Origin of the sequence: Orenia metallireducens, from assembly GCF_003001995.1 — a bacterium.
Lineage (GTDB): Bacteria > Bacillota > Halanaerobiia > Halobacteroidales > Halobacteroidaceae > Orenia > Orenia metallireducens_B.
Genome location: NZ_PVNB01000006.1, coordinates 39,115 through 56,631, shown reverse-complemented (window position 1 = coordinate 56,631; position 17,517 = coordinate 39,115). Strand labels below are relative to the sequence as shown.

The following is a 17,517-nucleotide window of genomic DNA, read 5'->3' as shown; positions in this document are numbered from 1 at the left end:
AGTTTATGGGTATTACATATTGAATTATACTCATCGGGATAATTAGTTGGGAATTATATAATTTAAATTAATAAGGAGTGAAAATTATGCTAAGTAAGAAAAAAGGAATAATAGTATTGTCATTAATGTTACTTGTAGCTGTGATGGCAGGGTGTTCTGGGGATAGTACTACTACTGAATTGATTGAAGGTGTAGAAGGACCAGATCAAGTTATAGTTGGTGTTGAAAGTGATGAATTTGTTGCGACAGGAGAAACTGGTTCTAGTTATATATGGGAAGTTGCAGGTGCTAATATGGGAATCTTTACTGCACCAAATGATGCTAATACTAAATTTATTCCATCAGAGGAAGCTGCTCAATATGGAACAGTTAATATTAGTGTTATGATTAACAATACTGAAAAGAACTTACCTAGTATAGAAGTATTAAAAAATGAAAGCAAAACTGAATATGCAGAAGGTACTTTTCATGCCATTGTAACTACTAGTGATAAGAAACGTGAAGGATATATTGCAGCTGGTACGATTGGACCATTGGCACTAGAAGAAGCTAAAAATCCTTATATGGTCAAGGCAGATAATCGAGGCCTAATCATTGACCAGAAAGAATTTGATCGTGATGGTAGATTTTATGATGTACAGGATATAGCTCATTGGGGATTAGGAGATAGTTACTATTTAATAGGTTATGGAGAAGTAAGTAGTGGTTTTTATAAATCATTTGTTTTAAAGTTGAATAACAAGATGGAGATTGAAGAAGAATATAATCCTGAGGATGAAGACAGTCAAGAAGATCAAGTTACTACAAAAGTATATTTGAGAAGTGGAATAGTATCAACTCATGTTTTTACTTCCGATTATATAGTTGCTGTAGGAAATTATGATGATGGCGAGACTGTATTACCATATATAACTAAAATAAATATAGCTGATGGAAGTGATAAAGAGGACTATTATTTTTTAAATGAAAAAGATACTACCTTATCAAATCCATATTATAATTTAGAGTCTATTGTAGAGACTGATGATGGGTATATTGCTGTTGGATATACAGGAAATAGTAGAAATGATTCCGATGGAATATTATTAACATTAAACTCAGACTTCCAGATAAAAACTTTGGAAACCGATTTTGGCTCTAAATTATATAAGATCAAAGAAGTTAGCCAAGAAATTAAAAACAATAAAAATGTTGAATTTGTAGTAGTTGGCGATAATGGTTATATAGCTGAGGTTGATAGTAACGGTAATATAGCTAATTCTACTAAGTTAGAGTCAGGTTTAGTCTTTAGAGATGTGATTGTAGATGGAACAGATTATGTAGTAGTTGGTGAAGAAGATAAAGAACAAGGGGTTGTTGTTAAGATAAAATCTGGTTCTTCGAATTATACTTATAAACAAAATTATGGTAGATATTTATATGGTGTTGCTAAAGCTACGGATAATGATTATTTATTAGCAGGACATTCTGCAGATGAAAATAGTTATGTAGTTAAAGTTGATTCAAATTTAGAAGTTGTAAAGAGAGTTAAAGAATAATAATTAATTTAGAGGGCGGTCTTAAGACCGTCCTTATTAGTTTAGGAGTGTATGAATTTGAAAAAATATCTATTAGTTTTATTAATAATCTTATTGTTTAGTTCTAGTAGTCAAGCTATGGAGAAAGAGGACAAAGTAGAGTTTAGAGGTAGTTTTAATTATAGCAATTATATCTATAAATATTATGATATTAAGATCAAAGATGGTTCTACTATAAAGATGTTAAATGATAATTTCATAAGAGAGGATTTACACCAAGGAACTGGATATTATGGAGAGTTAGTTTATTGGTTTAATCATAAATTAGCATTAGGGGTTGGCTTGCGTAAGAATAATATTATAGCTGAATGGTCAACTGGTAGTGAAGGTCAAAATAATAAGTACACTTCTCAACTAGATAGTTATTATACTAAGATTATTTATTCAGTAAATCCTAATTGGAGTCCTTATCTTAATATTAATTATAATAAATATAAGGAGCATTTTAGTGGAGAAGGCTTTGATAGTGATATGAGAAGAGGCGATGGACTGGGTCTAATGCTTGGTGTAGTGATGACTCATCCAATCAATCAAAGGTTAAGTTTCATACTAGATATGGGATATTATATGAATAATATCGATATAACAGAAAAGTATAGTAACTATAAATATAAAGTTATAGATATAGATAATGAAGAATTGAAGATGAAGGGCTTAGTTGCTAGTATTGGTCTTTCTTATAAATTCTAGATCAAAAAGAAGAGTCTCTCAATTTAGCAATTGATAAGTACTTCAACTTATTAGCTAGCTGTATTTAAGAAACTAAAATCCCCCTAAATACAGATTTTAAAAAAAATCAAAAACCAGCAGGTGAATAGGTATTTATATCTAACTATATAAATAGTAGGTAAATCATAGATTAAAATTGCTTTAAAGGTTATATTAATTATAGATACTTACTATTATTAAATGAATTTGATAGGGATAATATATAACAGATAAATTCTTATAATGTTATTCTGTTAGTTAATTTCAAATTTTATTTTATAAATTATTTCAGTTTAATTTTTAAGAAGTTGAAGGGGGTTAAACAATGGTAACAGAAAAAGATAAATCAACTAAAATCAACATCAATACTGCTACAGTTGAAGAGTTGACGACTTTAAAAGGAATAGGTCCTGCTTTAGCAGGTAGAATCGTTGATTATCGTGAGATGAAAGGTAGTTTTGATAGCTTAGAAGAGTTGAAGTTGGTATCAGGAATTGGCAAGAAGCTCTTTGCAGGGGTAAAAGATGAAATTACTAATCAAATTCAAGAAGTGAACTTAAAGCAATTAGATGAAGATGAACAAGCACCATCGAGCGGAGCTTCAAGTGATGAGCTAGTTGAAGATAAGAAGAAAGAGTTTGAGTTGAATGAAGGGATAGATATTGTCAATGAATATCAGGTTCCAGAGAAGTATGGAGTAAATGAATTGGTCTTACAGGTTAAAAATCCTCAGACAGCTCATCTGTATTGGGAATATACTCAGGATAAAATAAATGAAGTGATAGCTCAAAGTGGTGTCAATGACGTTAATGAGGCTAAGCTATCCTTAAGAATTTATAACCTAACTACAGATTCAGAGTATGATATTGAAGTTGGTTTAGATAATGATAGCTGGTGGCTAAATGACTTAGAGACTACTAATAGTTATTTTGTGAAATTAGGAGTAGTAGATGAGGAAGGTAATTTTTACTCTATGCTTGAATCTAATAAAGTTACTATGCCAACCAATAAGGTAAGTGATAGATTAGATGAGGAATGGATGACCGTTCAAGAAACTATGGAGAAATTATACCTATTATCTGGTGGACTATTATTTGAACAGAGAGAAGGCGGATATAGCTCTATAGATATTCTTAGAAAGCTAGAGTCAGTCAGTGAAGTTTATGATTTAGATCAAATTTATAGTTCTATTGAACTCTTAAAAGGACCTTTAGAGGGTTCTAAGGAGACTATTAATGCTTCAAACTAATAACAGAATATGATAAAAAAGCTAGGATATCCTAGCTTTTTTCTTTTTAGTGAAGAGATTATAGTAGCTGAATTTTAATAGCTAGTAAGGGATAATGGGGTATATTACGACAGTTTTGCTACTAGGTTCTAGCTACTGGACACTGGCTGTTAATTTTATAAGTTCTTAGCCAGTGGCTAACGGCTAGCAGCTAGTAGCTAATCAAAAAGTACCGTTTTATCTCTTTGTTGTATTACTTTTTTATTAGAATTAGAGTCTAAGCTTTTCTTTTGAATTAATTTGTAAATCTAATTGATTTGAAGGTGATTTAAAAGGTATAAAGAATCTTATTTATACATATATCATAGATCTAATCCAGCTGAAAGTAATTAGAATTTTAAAGTATAAAAGTTTTGGACTTGTAAAGTATATCTAGTGATTATAATTTGCAGTCATAATGTATAAATTTTTATTAGGTGGTGATTATGAATGAAAGCTGAAATTATTACTATTGGTACAGAACTATTATTAGGGCAGATTATAGATACTAACTCCCAATGGATAGGGCAAAAGTTAGCAGAGATAGGTGTTGATCTGTATTATAAGGCAACAGTTGGGGATAATAAGAAGAGGATTTTAGATACACTTCAAAGCTCTATTGAGCGCTCTGATATTATTATTACAACTGGAGGTTTAGGACCGACTCAAGATGATTTGACTAGAGAGTGCATAGCGGAAGCTTTAGGATTAGATTTAAGCAAAAGTGAAGATTTATTAGAGGAGATCAAGGGTTATTTTAATAGGATGGGCCGTAATATGGCTGATAACAATATCAAACAGGCTTATTTACCTGAGGGTGCAGTAGCTATTGCTAACTCTGAGGGTACAGCTCCAGGAATATTATTAGATCAAGCTGGGAAGATTATTGTAGCAATGCCAGGAGTACCTATAGAGATGAAAGCAATGATGGTTGAGACTGTGCTACCATATTTGAAAAAGAAGTTTTCAAAGGCTGAAGTGATTAAATCTAGAGTAATTAAGACTTGTGGGATAGGAGAATCATCTTTAGAAGAGTTGATTTCAGATATTTTAATAGAGCAAACAAACCCTACGATAGCCCCTTTAGCCAGTCAAGGGGAAGTAAAGCTGAGATTAACAGCTAAAGCTGATAGTGAAGAAGAGGCTAATAAGTTAATTAATTTAAAGGAAGCTAAGTTGCGAGAGCGAATAGGGGAGTATATTTATGGTTATGATGATGATAACTTAGAAGGGGTAGTAGCTAAATTATTATGGGCTAGGAAGCTGACCATTGCGACAGCAGAATCCTGTACAGGGGGACTGATTGGCGATAGATTGACCAGTGTAGCAGGTAGTTCTGCTTATTTTGAAAGAGGAGTAATTAGTTATAGTAATCAAGCTAAGGTGGATCTATTAAAGGTTAAGGAGAGTACATTAAAAAAGTATGGTGCTGTCAGTAGTCAAACAGCTGAAGAGATGGCTAAGGGTGTAAGGGATTTAGCTAAAACTGATATTGGTATATCCACTACAGGGATTGCTGGACCAGGAGGAGGTAGTATAGAGAAGCCTGTTGGTCTAGTCTATATGGCTATAGCTGATAAGAATGGTGTAGAGAGCTATAAGTATCAATTTAATGGTAGCCGGGGAAAGGTTAAGTATATGACCTCTCAGGTGATTTTAAACTTACTAAGAAAGAAGCTTTTAGCTACAAGCTGATAGGGAAAGGAAGATAAGATGAAGGGGCTAGTGGGAAAGATAATTTTAGCAACTGCTATTATACTATTTTTAATTAATTTTACCTCTGCCAAGGTCTATAAATTAAGTGCTTTTGATGTTGAAATTGATTTAAAGCTATCAGATCAACCTGCTACAGTTTTTGATTTTCCTCCTGTAGGTAGAATCAGAGCTAGTACCCATAAGTCCCCTTTAGATATAAATCTAACCTTGGATGCAATTCATCAAGAGCGATTAAAGGCAATAATAGAGAATATCAAGAGCAAAGATGAGTTAATCTCCTTACTAAAAGAGAAGGGAAATGTTGTTGTTCAATTATTTATGATCAGATTAGCTGTGATAGCTATCTTGGGTGGAATAGTTGGGGCAAGTTTGATTAAGTTTGATCGTCAATCTATTCTAATAGGGACTATAATGGGAATCATAATTGTACTTATATTAACTACAATGACCTATTATACTTATGACTTATCAAAGTTTAATGATCCCAATTATGAAGGAATGTTAGAAGCTGCACCATGGATGATTGGTATGATTCAAAAAGGTTTAGATAGTATAGATCAATTGGGTGAAGAGATGGAATTGATTGCCTCTAATATGGCAGAGCTATTCTCAAAGGTTGATACTTTAAGACCGCTAAGTAGGGTAACTGGGGATTTGAAGGTCTTACATATTACAGATATTCATAATAACCCTGTAGCTTTGCCCTTTGTAGAAGAGATAGTAGATAGTTTTGGAGTAGATTTAATTATTGATACAGGGGATATTACCGATTATGGTACTCCACTAGAGGGTGAATTATTAAAGAGAATAGATGATTTAAAGGTACCCTATATCTTTATAGCAGGTAATCATGACTCACCAGATATTGTCGAGAGTATGAGAGAGTTTGAAAATGTAATCGTCTTACAAGCAGATGTAATCAATATTAAAGGGCTAGTGATAGCAGGGGTAGAAGATCCTGCTGCTAAAAGCAATCAAATTAAGCCTTTAGAAGAAGAGGATATGGCAGAATATAAAGAAGGCTTGGAAGAGCTAGTTGCTAGATTAAAGGTAACTCCTGATATAGTGATTACCCATAACTTTAAGCTAGGAAAGGGGTTATTAGGAGAGATTCCTTTATTACTACATGGGCATGACCATGTCTTTAAGATTTATGATATGAAAGGAACTACAATTATAGATGCAGGGACTACTGGTGCTTCTGGAATTAGAGGTTTACAGAGTGAGGAAGGAATCCCCTACTCTGTTGCCTTATTACATTATAACAGTTCAACAGAAGAACCAGAGAAATGGTCTTTAGATGTAGTTGATATTATTAAATTCTATGATCGCCATAGTGGTTTTATCTTAGAAAGAAAGTTAATTAATGATAAGGGGATGGATAAAGAAAAAGAAGTTGATTAAACTTTCTAAAATATAGATATTTATAGATATCTGATTAACTTATGTTATTTTTACGTTTTGGATTTTAATTAGTTGCTGGTTACTTGTCACTGTCGTCCAACTTTACTTTAATTTAGATTCTATTCTGAAGTTGGATGACTATAGAAGGGAGAGATTTAAAGTGGGTGAAGAATTAAGGCTCTTTATTGCTATAGAATTAGAAGATCTTATTAAGGAGAAATTGGAGAAGATTAAGAATATTTTAAGGGACTGTTCTTTAGAGATAAAGTGGGTTGATAAGTGTAACCTTCATCTTACCCTTAAATTTTTGGGTGAAGTTAATGTAGATAATATTGATGCTATTGAACAGAAGTTATTGGCTTTAAAAGGGGAGGTAGATAAATTTGATATCAGAATTAAAGGTTTAGGTGCTTTTCCTAATCTAGATTATCCTAAGGTAATTTGGACTGGTATAGATGATGGTCAAGAGAACTTAAAGAAGTTACAACAATTGCTTGAAGATTCGATGTTGGATTTGGGCTTTAAGGCAGAAGCTCACAGTTATCTCCCCCATATTACTTTAGGTAGGACAGGCCGTAAAGAGAAGAATTTTACTTTAATTAGTAAGAGGATAAAAGAATTTCCCTTTGAAATTGACTGTAAACAACAGGTAAATAAAATATCACTAATGAAGAGCAGGCTGACACCTAAAGGGGTTGTGTATAACTCTTTATTTGAGGTGGAATTTTAATAATAAAATAGCGATAATTTGATTAACTATCATTAATAGGGCATACATTTTATGTAATTGCTTTTTAAAAGAATATATAATATAATATTATCATGTTAAAGAAGAGTAATGATTATTTCAGGCTTCTAGGCTTATTATTAATAGAAGGAGTGGATAGTATGTCATTAGCAGAGAAGAAGAAAGCTTTAGAGAGAACTCTTAGCCAGATTGAAAAAGAGTTTGGTAAAGGTTCAATTATGAAGCTAGGAGAAGCTAAGGTGATGGATGTAGAGGCTATCTCTACAGGTGCTTTATCCTTAGATGTAGCTTTAGGTGTAGGTGGTGTTCCTAAAGGAAGGATTATAGAGGTTTATGGGCCAGAGAGTTCTGGTAAGACTACAGTAACCCTACATATGATTGCGGAGGTGCAAAAAGAAGGTGGAGTAGCTGCTTTTATTGATGCAGAGCATGCTTTAGACCCTAAATATGCTCAGAATTTAGGAGTAAATATCAATGAATTGTTAGTATCCCAGCCTAATACTGGTGAGGATGCTTTAGAGATATGTGAAGCATTGGCCCGCAGTGGTGCTGTAGAGTTAATTGTTATTGACTCAGTAGCAGCTTTGGTACCAAAAGCTGAAATTGAAGGAGAAATGGGAGATGCTCACGTTGGACTACAGGCACGTTTGATGTCTCAAGCGATGAGAAAACTATCAGGTGTATTAAGTAAATCTAAATGTACTTGTGTCTTTATCAATCAGATTCGTGAAAAGGTTGGCGTAATGTTTGGTAGCCCAGAGACTACTTCTGGTGGACGAGCCCTTAAATTCTACTCTTCAGTCAGATTGGATGTCAGAAGAAGGCAGACTATTAAAGATGGTGATGAATACCTAGGTAATAAAACCCAAGTAAAGGTAGTTAAAAATAAGGTGGCAGCTCCCTTTAAAACTGCTGAATTTGATATCATGTATGGTACAGGGATTTCAGCAGCAGGTTGTATTTTAGATATGGCGGTAGAAGAGGATATAGTTGAGAGAGCTGGTTCTTGGTACTCTTATGGTGATGACCATCGAGAACAAGGTAGAGATAATTTTAAAAATTATTTAGAGACTAAGCCAGAACTATTAAAGGAGATTGAGCGTAAGGTTAAGGTTAAGATAGGAATAATTCAAGAAGAGGCTCAGCCAGAGCAGGAAGATAAGGATAAAGCTAAGGATAGTAAAGGAAAGAAAGAGAACAAAGAGTCAGCTTAATGAAAAAGCTCTTTAAAGGGCTTTTTAAGAAACTATGAATTATTTTGTTAGCCACAGGTTCAAACCTGTGGCTAGTGTTATATATAGGTTCAACAATGAAATTTGTGATTAATACTAATTTTAAGATTATTGTAGAGTAAAGAGATTATGGGGTGTTGAGGGTAATGGATTTTGTTGGAGAAATAACTAAGATTGAAGCCCAAAAGAGAAATAGTGGAAGGTGCTCTATCTTCGTTGATGGTGAATTTTTCGTAGGGATCGATGCAGAATTGATTTATAAGTTTAAGTTGAAGAAAGGCTATAAATTAACAGAGGATATTTTAGAGTATATATTAAATCAAGAAGATTTTATTCAAGCCAAGAAGGCTGCTTTTAACCTCTTATCCTATCGGCAAAGAAGTTGCCAAGAGCTAAAAGGTAGACTAGCTGATAAAGGCTTTGATGAATTTATTATTGAACAGGTAATTAAGGTATTAGAACGATTGAACTATATTGATGATAGAGAATTTGCAGGGGCTTGGATTAGAGATAGAATAACTAGAAAGTATGGGCCTTGGGTTATTAAGATGCAGCTTAAGGAAAAAGGGGTCGATGAGAGAATAATCAAAGAAGAGTTGTCCAGTGAATACAGTTATGATCTCCAGTATCAGAATGCTTTTAAGTTGGCTAAAAAGAAGGAGAAGCGATACCGCAAATATGATGCTTGGGAAAAAAGAAATAAATTGGCTCAATCATTACAGAGAAAGGGATTTAGCTTTGATATTATTAATGAAGTGTTAGATGATTTAGATGAGGAGGGGTAGAGTGAGGCTCTTATTTTTAACAGATACCCATATTAGAGGAACCAATCCAAGTAGGAGGTTGGATGACTTTAAAGAGACTTTATTGAGGAAATTAACAGAGGTAAGAGAGATTGCAATTGAGGAAGAGGTTGATTATATTCTCCATGGTGGAGATTTATTTGATCGTCCAGATACAGCCCCTTCTGTGGTTGGTGAATTTGTCAAGGTACTAAGGACTTATCCTAAGCCAATTTATATAGTAGCAGGAAATCACGATCTATATGGGCATAATCCTCAGACCTTGCCACGGACAATGTTGGGGTTATTGATTGCTTCAGGGGTTGTTAAATTGATTCCTGATGAAGCGATAATATTAAAGGATAAGGGGGGGATAACCCTACAGTTATCTGGAAGGAACTTTGATTATACCTTAGATAATAAAAATAGTGATGCTTATAACATTAAAAAGGCTAGTAATGCTGATTATGCTATTCATATAGTCCATGGAATGTTATTGGACAGACCTTTTTTTGAGTCTGGTTTTACCTTGATTGAGGATGTAGAGACAGAAGCAGATATTACTATTGCAGGGCATTATCATTTAGGCTTTGGGGTAAAGGAATATAAAGGCAGATATTTCTTAAATCCAGGTTCATTGGTAAGGGCAAGTGCTGATATCAAAGAGATTAATCGAACCCCGCAAGTAGCGATTATTGAACTAAAAGATGAGCTTAATATTACTTTAAGAAAGTTAAAGTCTGCCCAAAAAGGTAAAGAGGTCTTAGACCGTAGGGCTATCGAGGAAGAGAAGTTTAGGGAGAAGAAGTTGGCTGAATTTGTTAGGCAGATCAAGGCTTCTGATAATTTTAAGGTCTTTAGTATCGATGCTATCTTAAATAAGATAGCTGCTAATAAAGGGTTAGAGGAAGATATAATTAAAGAAGCCCTACATAGATTGGAGTTTGCACAGCAAGAGGTTGGTCAAGGTGGTGAGAATAATTAATGGTAGGTATTAAGAGCATTGAACTGATAAATTTTCAATCCCATGAGAATAGTAAATTAAATCTTGATCAAGGTCTGAATGTGATTACAGGTCCTTCGGATCAGGGAAAGTCAGCAATTATTAGAGCCTTAAGATGGGTCTTATATAATGAGCCTAGGGGAAGTGACTTTATCCGCCATGGTAAAAAAAAGTGTCAGGTAGGAATTGAGTTAAGCAATGGTTTTAAAATTATCCGGAAGCGGACTCCCAGTAAAAATAGGTATATCTTAATCACTCCTGAAGGGGAGGAGCATGTCTTTGAGAAAGTAGGTAGTGGAGTACCTGAAGAGATACTAGAGATTCATGGGATGAGAAAGATCTATTTGGGGACAGATGATGAGACAACTTTGAATATAGATTATCAACTAGAAGGTGCTTTTCTCTTAACAGATAGTGGATCGATTAGAGCCAAAACCTTAGGTAGATTGATCAATGTTCATGTTGTTGATGTTGCTATTCAAAGTACCACTAGAGATATTAAAAGAAACAGTGCAGAGCAGAACCAACTTACAGAGCTGATTGCTGAGAACGAAGAGAAGTTAAAGGAATTTGAAAATTTAAATGAGATTAAAGACGAGATTGATGCTCAGAAAAAGTTATTACTTCAACTAAAAAATATCGATAGTAAATTAGAGAGATTAAAATGCTTCAAAGATAGAAAAGATCAGCTTGCTTGTGAGCAAGAAGAGATTGAGAAGATATTGAAGCAACTAAATGATTTAGATAAGTTAGAGTCAATTTATTTAAGTTTAGCTGATAATAATAGCAGATTAGATAAGTTGGCATCATACCTAAAAATTTACAAAGAACAGCAAACAGAACTTAATACTTACAGCAAGATATTAGATGAGTTAGAGGGTATAGATGAATTATTTAAGGTTTATGAAGAGTTGGAATCAACTGTTGATAGATTGAGAATTTTAGATAGATACTTTATTGAATATAAGAAGCAAGAGCATAGTATCAAGGTGGGAAGTAGGATATTAGAAGAGCTTGAAGACTTAGACAAGGTAGAAGATATATTTAAGCTCTTAAGTCAAGAGAGCAATAAACTTTCTTATCTAATCAAGTATCATCAAGCCTATCGGGAAAATATCAAAGGTATAGCAGCTAAACAGAGGGTCATTGAAGCAAGTAAGGATGTTAGCAAAGTAATAGATATTGTAGATAAAGAGTTACCTTATCTCTTAGAAAAAGCTAAGACTCTAGTTAAAGTCTTAGCTAGACAGAAAGAGATGAGAGACGAATATAAAAGAGAGTATATCCAAGCTAAATCCTTAGCTGAGATTGATAAGGCAGATGAGGTAGTTGCTCTAATGAAACAAGAGAAGATTAAGCTAGCTAAGTTATTAGAATTTAAGGAAGCTAGAGCAAGGAATTTAAGAGAGATGGATCAATTATCGACTTTATTAGCCAAGCAGGAGGATAAGGTCAATCAATTAGCTCAAGCTTATGGGGATTATTTAAAAGAAGAAGGAAGATGCCCGACCTGTTTGAGTGTGGTTGATGAGAATGTGATAGAGCATATCTTAGAAGAGATAAAGAGTGAAGAGTGACTTACAATAAATGGAAAGGGTGAATTGAATGGCTAATATGGCTAAATATGAGCAGGAGATTACTCAAATAAAAAAAGAGTTGGATACTGCTAATAGATTGAAGATGCAAAGTGAGGCTAGAATGGAATCCTTAAAGAAGGATAATGAGAAGTTGGTAGCAGAGATAAAAGAGTTTGGAGTAGAACCTGATAATTTAGAAGAAGAGATTAAGCAGACAGAAGCTAAGCTTCAAGAACTATTGAAACAGGCTAAAGAGATGTTACCTGATAAAGATGTATTACAGGGGAAAGTAGGACAGTAATTGGTGACGAGTAATGAGTAACAAGTTTGTTTTACTATAACTGTTTGCTCATTACTTATTACCCACTACTTTAACTTAGATAGGGAAGGAGGAAATCTTATGCCTATAGCTGATATTATTAATGGCTTAGAAGAGAATATAAATAGATTGCAAAGTGAATATGACCAGAAGAAAGGTACCAAGGAGCATATAGAGCAGGTAATTGCAGAGAGTAAGTTGAAGTTGGAGAAGAGAAAGAGTGAAAGAGATTTATTAGAGCAGGTCAACCTCCTTTTTCATGAGACCTCTGAATTTGCTAGAGAACAATCAAGGCAACAGATAGAGTCTTTGGTGACTCACTTTTTACAATATGTTTTTGGTGAGAATTTCAGCTTTGAAATAGAGCTGAGAAGTCGGGGAGGACAGCCTTGGGCAGATTTTTATGTAGTCTCTCAAGAGGATAAGTATAGGGTCAAAAATGAACCCCAAGATGCTCGTGGGGGAGGGGTGGTTGATGTTGTCTCTTTGGCCTTAAGAATAGCTATTTTACAGAGCCATAACAATCCAGCTATCGATGGATCGATTATCTTAGATGAGCCTGCTAAACATGTTAGTGAGGAGTATATAATTAGGGTAACTGAATTTTTAAAAGAGGTACATAGTTTTTCTGAACGTCAAATTATTGTAGTTACACATCAACAACACTTAAGTGAAGTGGCTGATAAAGCTTTTAGAGTAGAACTGAAGGATGGAAAAAGTGAGGTTGCTGTTAAAGAATTTTAGCATATCTTGCTAGACATCTGATGTAATTATTTATAAGATTTGTTGTAGTTATCATTTAATTTTTGACTTAGATTACAATATAAGGTTAATGTATATCGGCTTTATTCAATTATAAAGGTATTAAACCCCTCTCAGAGGCATTCTATCTTGACATAATAACTATAAGAAGATAAAATATAAACGTGGTACTTCCTTAAGAAAAAATTAAATCTTCGTAATTTTACAACTTAATAATGGAATGGAGGTGAAAGGCATGGAGTTTGTTTTAATGATTGTTGCTTTATTAGTTGGAGTAATAACTGGCTTTGCCGTTAGAAAATATATTGCAGAGAGTAAGATTGGAACTGCTGAAACAGAAGCAGAGAGAATTATTGAAGACGCAAAACGTCAGGCTGAATCTAATAAAAGAGAGCTATTAGTTGAAGCCAAAGAAGAGGCTCATCAAGTTAAAGATGAGGTTGAAAAAGAATGTCGTGAGCGTCGAAATGAATTACAACGATTTGAAAGTCGTCTGCTGAAAAAAGAAGAAAATTTGGAACGTAAAGCTGAAACTCTAACATCTAGAGAAGAAAACATTAAAAATCGAGAAGTTTCTGTTAAGAAGAAGGAAAGAGATATCAATGATTTATATGATAAGCAGGTTGAGAAGCTAGAATATTTAGCAGGATTGACAACTCAACAGGCTAGAGAATTATTACTAAGCCAAGTAGAAGATGAGATTGAACATGAAATGGCTAAAAAGATTAAAGATATCGAAACAAGAGCCAAAGAAGAAGCCAACAAGAGAGCTAAAGAGGTTATCTCTTCTGCTATCCAGCGTTGTGCTGCTGATCATGTTGCTGAAACCACAGTTTCAGTGGTATCGCTACCAAATGATGAGATGAAAGGTAGAATCATTGGTAGAGAAGGTAGAAATATTAGAGCTTTAGAGAGTTTAACAGGTATTGACTTGATTATCGATGATACACCAGAGGCTGTTGTCTTATCAGGATTTGATCCTATTAGACGTGAAATAGCTAGAATTGCCTTAGAAAAACTTATTATAGACGGTAGAATTCACCCTGCCCGCATAGAGGAGATGGTGGAGAAGGCTCGTCAAGAGATAGATGATAAGATTTATGAGGTTGGTGAACAAGCTACCTTTGATGTAGGAGTACATGGTTTAGACCGCGAGACTATGTATCTATTAGGAAGACTGAAGTATAGGACAAGTTATGGTCAAAATGTACTAAAACACTCTATTGAAGTTGCTCATTTAGCTAGTGTGATGGCAGCTGAATTAGGTGTAGATGTCAATATAGCTAAGAGAGCAGGACTGCTTCATGATATAGGTAAGGCAATTGACCATGAAGTTGAAGGATCCCATGTCAAGATAGGGGTTGATTTCGCTCGGAAACATGGAGAATCAGAGAAGATTATTCATGCAATTGAAGCTCATCATGGTGATGTTGAGCCCCAATCTATAGAGGCGGTATTAGTTGCAGCAGCAGATGCTGTTTCAGCTGCTAGACCAGGTGCTAGACGTGAAACATTAGAATCATATATCAAACGTTTAGAGAATCTAGAGAATATTGCTGACTCTTTTGAAGGTGTAGAGAAATCTTATGCCATTCAAGCAGGTCGTGAAATTAGAATTATGGTTGAACCTGAAGATGTTGATGATGCTAAATCAAGTAAAATAGCTTATGATGTAGCTAAAAAGATAGAAGAAAACTTAGAATATCCAGGACAGATTAAAGTAACTGTTGTTAGAGAAACAAGATCAGTTCAATATGCTAAGTAATTTTAAAGGTGACCCTTTGTGGTCACCTTTTGCTATATCTCCTTTAAACTTAATTCCTAATTAATATTATTATCTTAAATCTAGAAGAAAGTTTTTTAACAGGTATTATTTTTAGATTAAAATTCTTTATTTTAAGCAGGAATTTGTGAGTCTATATGTAATTAAATAAGTAAAGTAAGTAGCACATAAGTACAAAACAATCAACTAATGAATAGACTAATAATGTAAATTTTAAAGGAGTGCTAACTATGGAGACAAATAAAGTTAACTTAAATCGTGATAATAGCATAGAATTATTGACATCTATTTTACTTGAGTACCCGATTATTAATACAGTGGATATTAATTTGGAGGAGAAGAGTTTAAAGATATCTTTTTTAATCGATGAAGAGATAACTTATGAAAGTTGGCTAAATCAGAAGAGAAAGATAGAGCAGCATTTTAGATTATTTAACAAGTTCAAAAAGAAGAATAAGCAGAATATTATAGTTACTAAGGATGACTATAATGGTCTAACTAGGTTAAATCTGAGTAGAGATTTAGAGGGATGCTCTAAAAATGAATTAGATTTTATAATCTCAGTTCTAAAAGAGATCTTTGAGGATAAGCTGTTAAAGAATCAAAATTTTTATTATGCTAAGGGTGCTTCTGCTATAGATTCTTTACTTGAAGAGGTATCTAAAGATAATCTGCTAGAAGATATGGGTCGTGAATATTTAGGATTTATAGAAGAGGATAAGGTTTTAGTATTTAATAAAAACAGAAATAATGCTTAAATTAAATTCTATGATAAAATAAATTTTAGCTATAAAGTGATAATAACTACTGTTTTTATTAAAAATTATTTGATAGATATCTATTATTTTTATAAGATTAGGATCTTTTGGTGAATATTATTTAAATAAGTTAGACAGTATATTATTATATTAGAAGGTATCAATCTTAGTAGTTAATGTTATGTTTGTTATAACATTTTAAATCAACAAGAAGTATATAAGGTTTTATCTTAAATTAAAGATGATTTTATAATCAACTATTTAAGAATACCTAGTATTTTTTAATGATAACGTATTATATCAGATTTATTAAATTAATCCAGCTTAACTATATAAATTATTATATATTTACAATTATAATAATTTATATAGGAATTTTTAAGCTATAGTGTATATATATGATGGTATTGGACAGTATAAGGAGGAACTCTTTAAATGAAAATTTTATTCATTGGGGATATAGTAGGCAGAACTGGTAGAAAAGCAGTAAGAGAGCTACTTCCTCAAATTATTGAATCAGAAGAATTAGATTTTATTATAGCTAATGGAGAGAATGCTGCTGGAGGATTTGGTTTAACCAAAGGGGTTATGGATGAACTTCTTGATTATGGAATTGATTTATTAACTAATGGTAACCACACTTGGGATAATAGAGAAATTTTTGAGTTCATTGATGACACTGACAAAGTGATTAGACCCTATAATTATCCTCAAGGAACCCCTGGGGTTGGATTTCAAATCATTAATAAAGGAGACGTTACTTTGGGTGTGGTTAATCTTTTGGGAAGGGTATATATAGGGAATTATCTTTGCCCTTTTCGTACTTTAGACAAGGTCATTGAAGAGTTAAAAGATCAAGTTGATGCTATTGTAGTAGATTTCCATGCTGAGGTTACTGCAGAGAAAGAAGCCTTAGGTTGGTATGCTGATGGCAGAGTATCAGCAATTGTAGGAACTCACACTCATGTTCAAACTGCTGATGAGCGGATATTGCCCCAAGGAACTGCTTATATCACTGATTTAGGTTTAACTGGTGGAGTAAATTCAATTTTGGGTATGAATATCGATGAGCCCTTAGAGAGATTTTTAACCCAGATGCCAAACAGGTTTAAAGTAGCTACCGGTGATGCTAAATTATCTGGTTTAATTGTTGAAGTCGATAATAACACTGCTAAAGCTACAGAGGTTAAAAGAGTTGCCATGGTACATAAATCTAATTAAAACTCTCAAATAAAAAATAATATTTTTTCCAAAAAAAGAAGGAATTGTTTTGAAAATGTTGAAGTAAATATATACAATAAAATTCATTAAATTAATTTATCAAAACAAATGGGGAGGTATTTAAACATGGAAGTACTAAAAGTATCATCTAGTTCAAGTCCTAATTCTGTAGCTGGAGCCTTAGCTGGTGTATTAAGAGATAATGGTGGAGCTGAGCTTCAAGCGATAGGAGCTGGTGCATTAAATCAAGCAGTAAAGGCAGTAGCTATTGCAAGAGGTTATGTAGCACCAAGTGGAGTTGATTTGATTTGTATCCCTGCTTTTACAGACATTGAGATTGATGGAGAAGAAAGAACGGCTATTAAACTAATTGTGCAGCCAAGATAAATTTAATATTGATATATTATAAAAGCAACCAAGAGGTTGCTTTTTTTCTTTATATAATACTTTTTAGTTTGATTTATTTATATTTGATTGATAGAAATTGAGTAGGTAAGTATCTTAATATGGGGATATTGCGATAGTTTAGTAATCGGTGACGAGTGACAGGCAACGAGTAAAAATCTCCTTTTGTCACTTGTTACTCATCACTGTCATCAAACTTTAAAAAGAGATTTAAAGTTTGATGAATATATATTTAAACCACTAATGAATAATTAA

Annotated in this window: 16 protein-coding genes; all 16 read left to right on the top strand. The window is 33.3% G+C overall.

The annotated features are described in order from the left end of the window. The first annotated feature begins 86 nt into the window (after positions 1-86). Entirely contained in the window at positions 87-1,538 is a 1,452-nt protein-coding gene (locus BX659_RS05890; protein WP_106231696.1) for a hypothetical protein, read from the top strand. 51 nt (positions 1,539-1,589) lie between these two features. Continuing rightward, positions 1,590-2,267, top strand: coding sequence for an outer membrane beta-barrel protein (locus BX659_RS05885; RefSeq protein WP_106231694.1), 678 nt, complete (start codon positions 1,590-1,592; stop codon positions 2,265-2,267). A 343-nt stretch (positions 2,268-2,610) separates the two neighbouring features. Then, the gene (locus BX659_RS05880; RefSeq protein ID WP_106231693.1) at positions 2,611-3,534 is read left to right on the top strand and encodes a DUF4912 domain-containing protein; all 924 of its coding nucleotides are present in this window, start codon (positions 2,611-2,613) and stop codon (positions 3,532-3,534) included. 468 nt (positions 3,535-4,002) lie between these two features. Further along, positions 4,003-5,247 (top strand): competence/damage-inducible protein A, encoded by a 1,245-nt coding sequence (locus BX659_RS05875; RefSeq protein WP_106231691.1) that lies wholly within the window; start codon positions 4,003-4,005, stop codon positions 5,245-5,247. Positions 5,248-5,265: 18 nt separating this feature from the next. Continuing rightward, the gene (locus BX659_RS05870) at positions 5,266-6,672 is read left to right on the top strand and encodes a metallophosphoesterase family protein (protein WP_097018905.1); all 1,407 of its coding nucleotides are present in this window, start codon (positions 5,266-5,268) and stop codon (positions 6,670-6,672) included. A gap of 160 nt (positions 6,673-6,832) precedes the next feature. After that, positions 6,833-7,402 (top strand): RNA 2',3'-cyclic phosphodiesterase, encoded by a 570-nt coding sequence (thpR, locus tag BX659_RS05865; RefSeq protein WP_097018904.1) that lies wholly within the window; start codon positions 6,833-6,835, stop codon positions 7,400-7,402. 158 nt (positions 7,403-7,560) lie between these two features. Beyond that, the gene (recA, locus tag BX659_RS05860; RefSeq protein WP_097018903.1) at positions 7,561-8,634 is read left to right on the top strand and encodes a recombinase RecA; all 1,074 of its coding nucleotides are present in this window, start codon (positions 7,561-7,563) and stop codon (positions 8,632-8,634) included. Positions 8,635-8,798: 164 nt separating this feature from the next. Then, positions 8,799-9,437 (top strand): RecX family transcriptional regulator, encoded by a 639-nt coding sequence (locus BX659_RS05855; protein ID WP_097018902.1) that lies wholly within the window; start codon positions 8,799-8,801, stop codon positions 9,435-9,437. Position 9,438: 1 nt separating this feature from the next. Continuing rightward, complete coding sequence (locus BX659_RS05850; RefSeq protein ID WP_097018901.1) at positions 9,439-10,419, top strand: metallophosphoesterase; 981 nt, start codon at positions 9,439-9,441, stop codon at positions 10,417-10,419. Further along, a complete protein-coding gene (locus BX659_RS05845; RefSeq protein ID WP_097018900.1) occupies positions 10,419-12,014 on the top strand; it encodes an AAA family ATPase in 1,596 nt (531 codons plus the stop codon). The genes BX659_RS05850 and BX659_RS05845 overlap by 1 nt, the downstream gene beginning before the upstream one ends. 28 nt (positions 12,015-12,042) lie before the next feature. Beyond that, a complete protein-coding gene (locus BX659_RS05840; RefSeq protein WP_253250787.1) occupies positions 12,043-12,315 on the top strand; it encodes a hypothetical protein in 273 nt (90 codons plus the stop codon). Positions 12,316-12,414: 99 nt separating this feature from the next. After that, a complete protein-coding gene (locus BX659_RS05835) occupies positions 12,415-13,077 on the top strand; it encodes an ATPase (protein ID WP_097018899.1) in 663 nt (220 codons plus the stop codon). A 253-nt stretch (positions 13,078-13,330) separates the two neighbouring features. Next, complete coding sequence (gene rny, locus BX659_RS05830) at positions 13,331-14,860, top strand: ribonuclease Y (protein WP_097018898.1); 1,530 nt, start codon at positions 13,331-13,333, stop codon at positions 14,858-14,860. A 248-nt stretch (positions 14,861-15,108) separates the two neighbouring features. Beyond that, positions 15,109-15,636 (top strand): hypothetical protein, encoded by a 528-nt coding sequence (locus tag BX659_RS05825; protein ID WP_097018897.1) that lies wholly within the window; start codon positions 15,109-15,111, stop codon positions 15,634-15,636. Positions 15,637-16,071: 435 nt separating this feature from the next. Next, positions 16,072-16,857, top strand: a complete 786-nt coding sequence (locus BX659_RS05820) for a TIGR00282 family metallophosphoesterase (protein ID WP_097018896.1) — start codon at positions 16,072-16,074, stop codon at positions 16,855-16,857. 126 nt (positions 16,858-16,983) lie between these two features. Further along, a complete protein-coding gene (locus BX659_RS05815) occupies positions 16,984-17,244 on the top strand; it encodes a stage V sporulation protein S (RefSeq protein ID WP_097018895.1) in 261 nt (86 codons plus the stop codon). The last annotated feature ends 273 nt before the right edge of the window (positions 17,245-17,517 follow it).

What these genes read in the sequence shown, in the direction of transcription:
- BX659_RS05820 (WP_097018896.1), top strand. Translation starts at nt 16,072, where the DNA reads ATGAAAATTTTATTCATTGGGGATATAGTAGGCAGAACTGGTAGAAAA.
- BX659_RS05845 (WP_097018900.1), top strand. Translation starts at nt 10,419, where the DNA reads ATGGTAGGTATTAAGAGCATTGAACTGATAAATTTTCAATCCCATGAG.
- BX659_RS05815 (WP_097018895.1), top strand. Translation starts at nt 16,984, where the DNA reads ATGGAAGTACTAAAAGTATCATCTAGTTCAAGTCCTAATTCTGTAGCT.
- BX659_RS05870 (WP_097018905.1), top strand. Translation starts at nt 5,266, where the DNA reads ATGAAGGGGCTAGTGGGAAAGATAATTTTAGCAACTGCTATTATACTA.
- BX659_RS05890 (WP_106231696.1), top strand. Translation starts at nt 87, where the DNA reads ATGCTAAGTAAGAAAAAAGGAATAATAGTATTGTCATTAATGTTACTT.
- BX659_RS05885 (WP_106231694.1), top strand. Translation starts at nt 1,590, where the DNA reads ATGAATTTGAAAAAATATCTATTAGTTTTATTAATAATCTTATTGTTT.
- BX659_RS05855 (WP_097018902.1), top strand. Translation starts at nt 8,799, where the DNA reads ATGGATTTTGTTGGAGAAATAACTAAGATTGAAGCCCAAAAGAGAAAT.
- BX659_RS05835 (WP_097018899.1), top strand. Translation starts at nt 12,415, where the DNA reads ATGCCTATAGCTGATATTATTAATGGCTTAGAAGAGAATATAAATAGA.
- BX659_RS05825 (WP_097018897.1), top strand. Translation starts at nt 15,109, where the DNA reads ATGGAGACAAATAAAGTTAACTTAAATCGTGATAATAGCATAGAATTA.
- BX659_RS05840 (WP_253250787.1), top strand. Translation starts at nt 12,043, where the DNA reads ATGGCTAATATGGCTAAATATGAGCAGGAGATTACTCAAATAAAAAAA.
- rny (WP_097018898.1), top strand. Translation starts at nt 13,331, where the DNA reads ATGGAGTTTGTTTTAATGATTGTTGCTTTATTAGTTGGAGTAATAACT.
- BX659_RS05875 (WP_106231691.1), top strand. Translation starts at nt 4,003, where the DNA reads ATGAAAGCTGAAATTATTACTATTGGTACAGAACTATTATTAGGGCAG.
- recA (WP_097018903.1), top strand. Translation starts at nt 7,561, where the DNA reads ATGTCATTAGCAGAGAAGAAGAAAGCTTTAGAGAGAACTCTTAGCCAG.
- BX659_RS05880 (WP_106231693.1), top strand. Translation starts at nt 2,611, where the DNA reads ATGGTAACAGAAAAAGATAAATCAACTAAAATCAACATCAATACTGCT.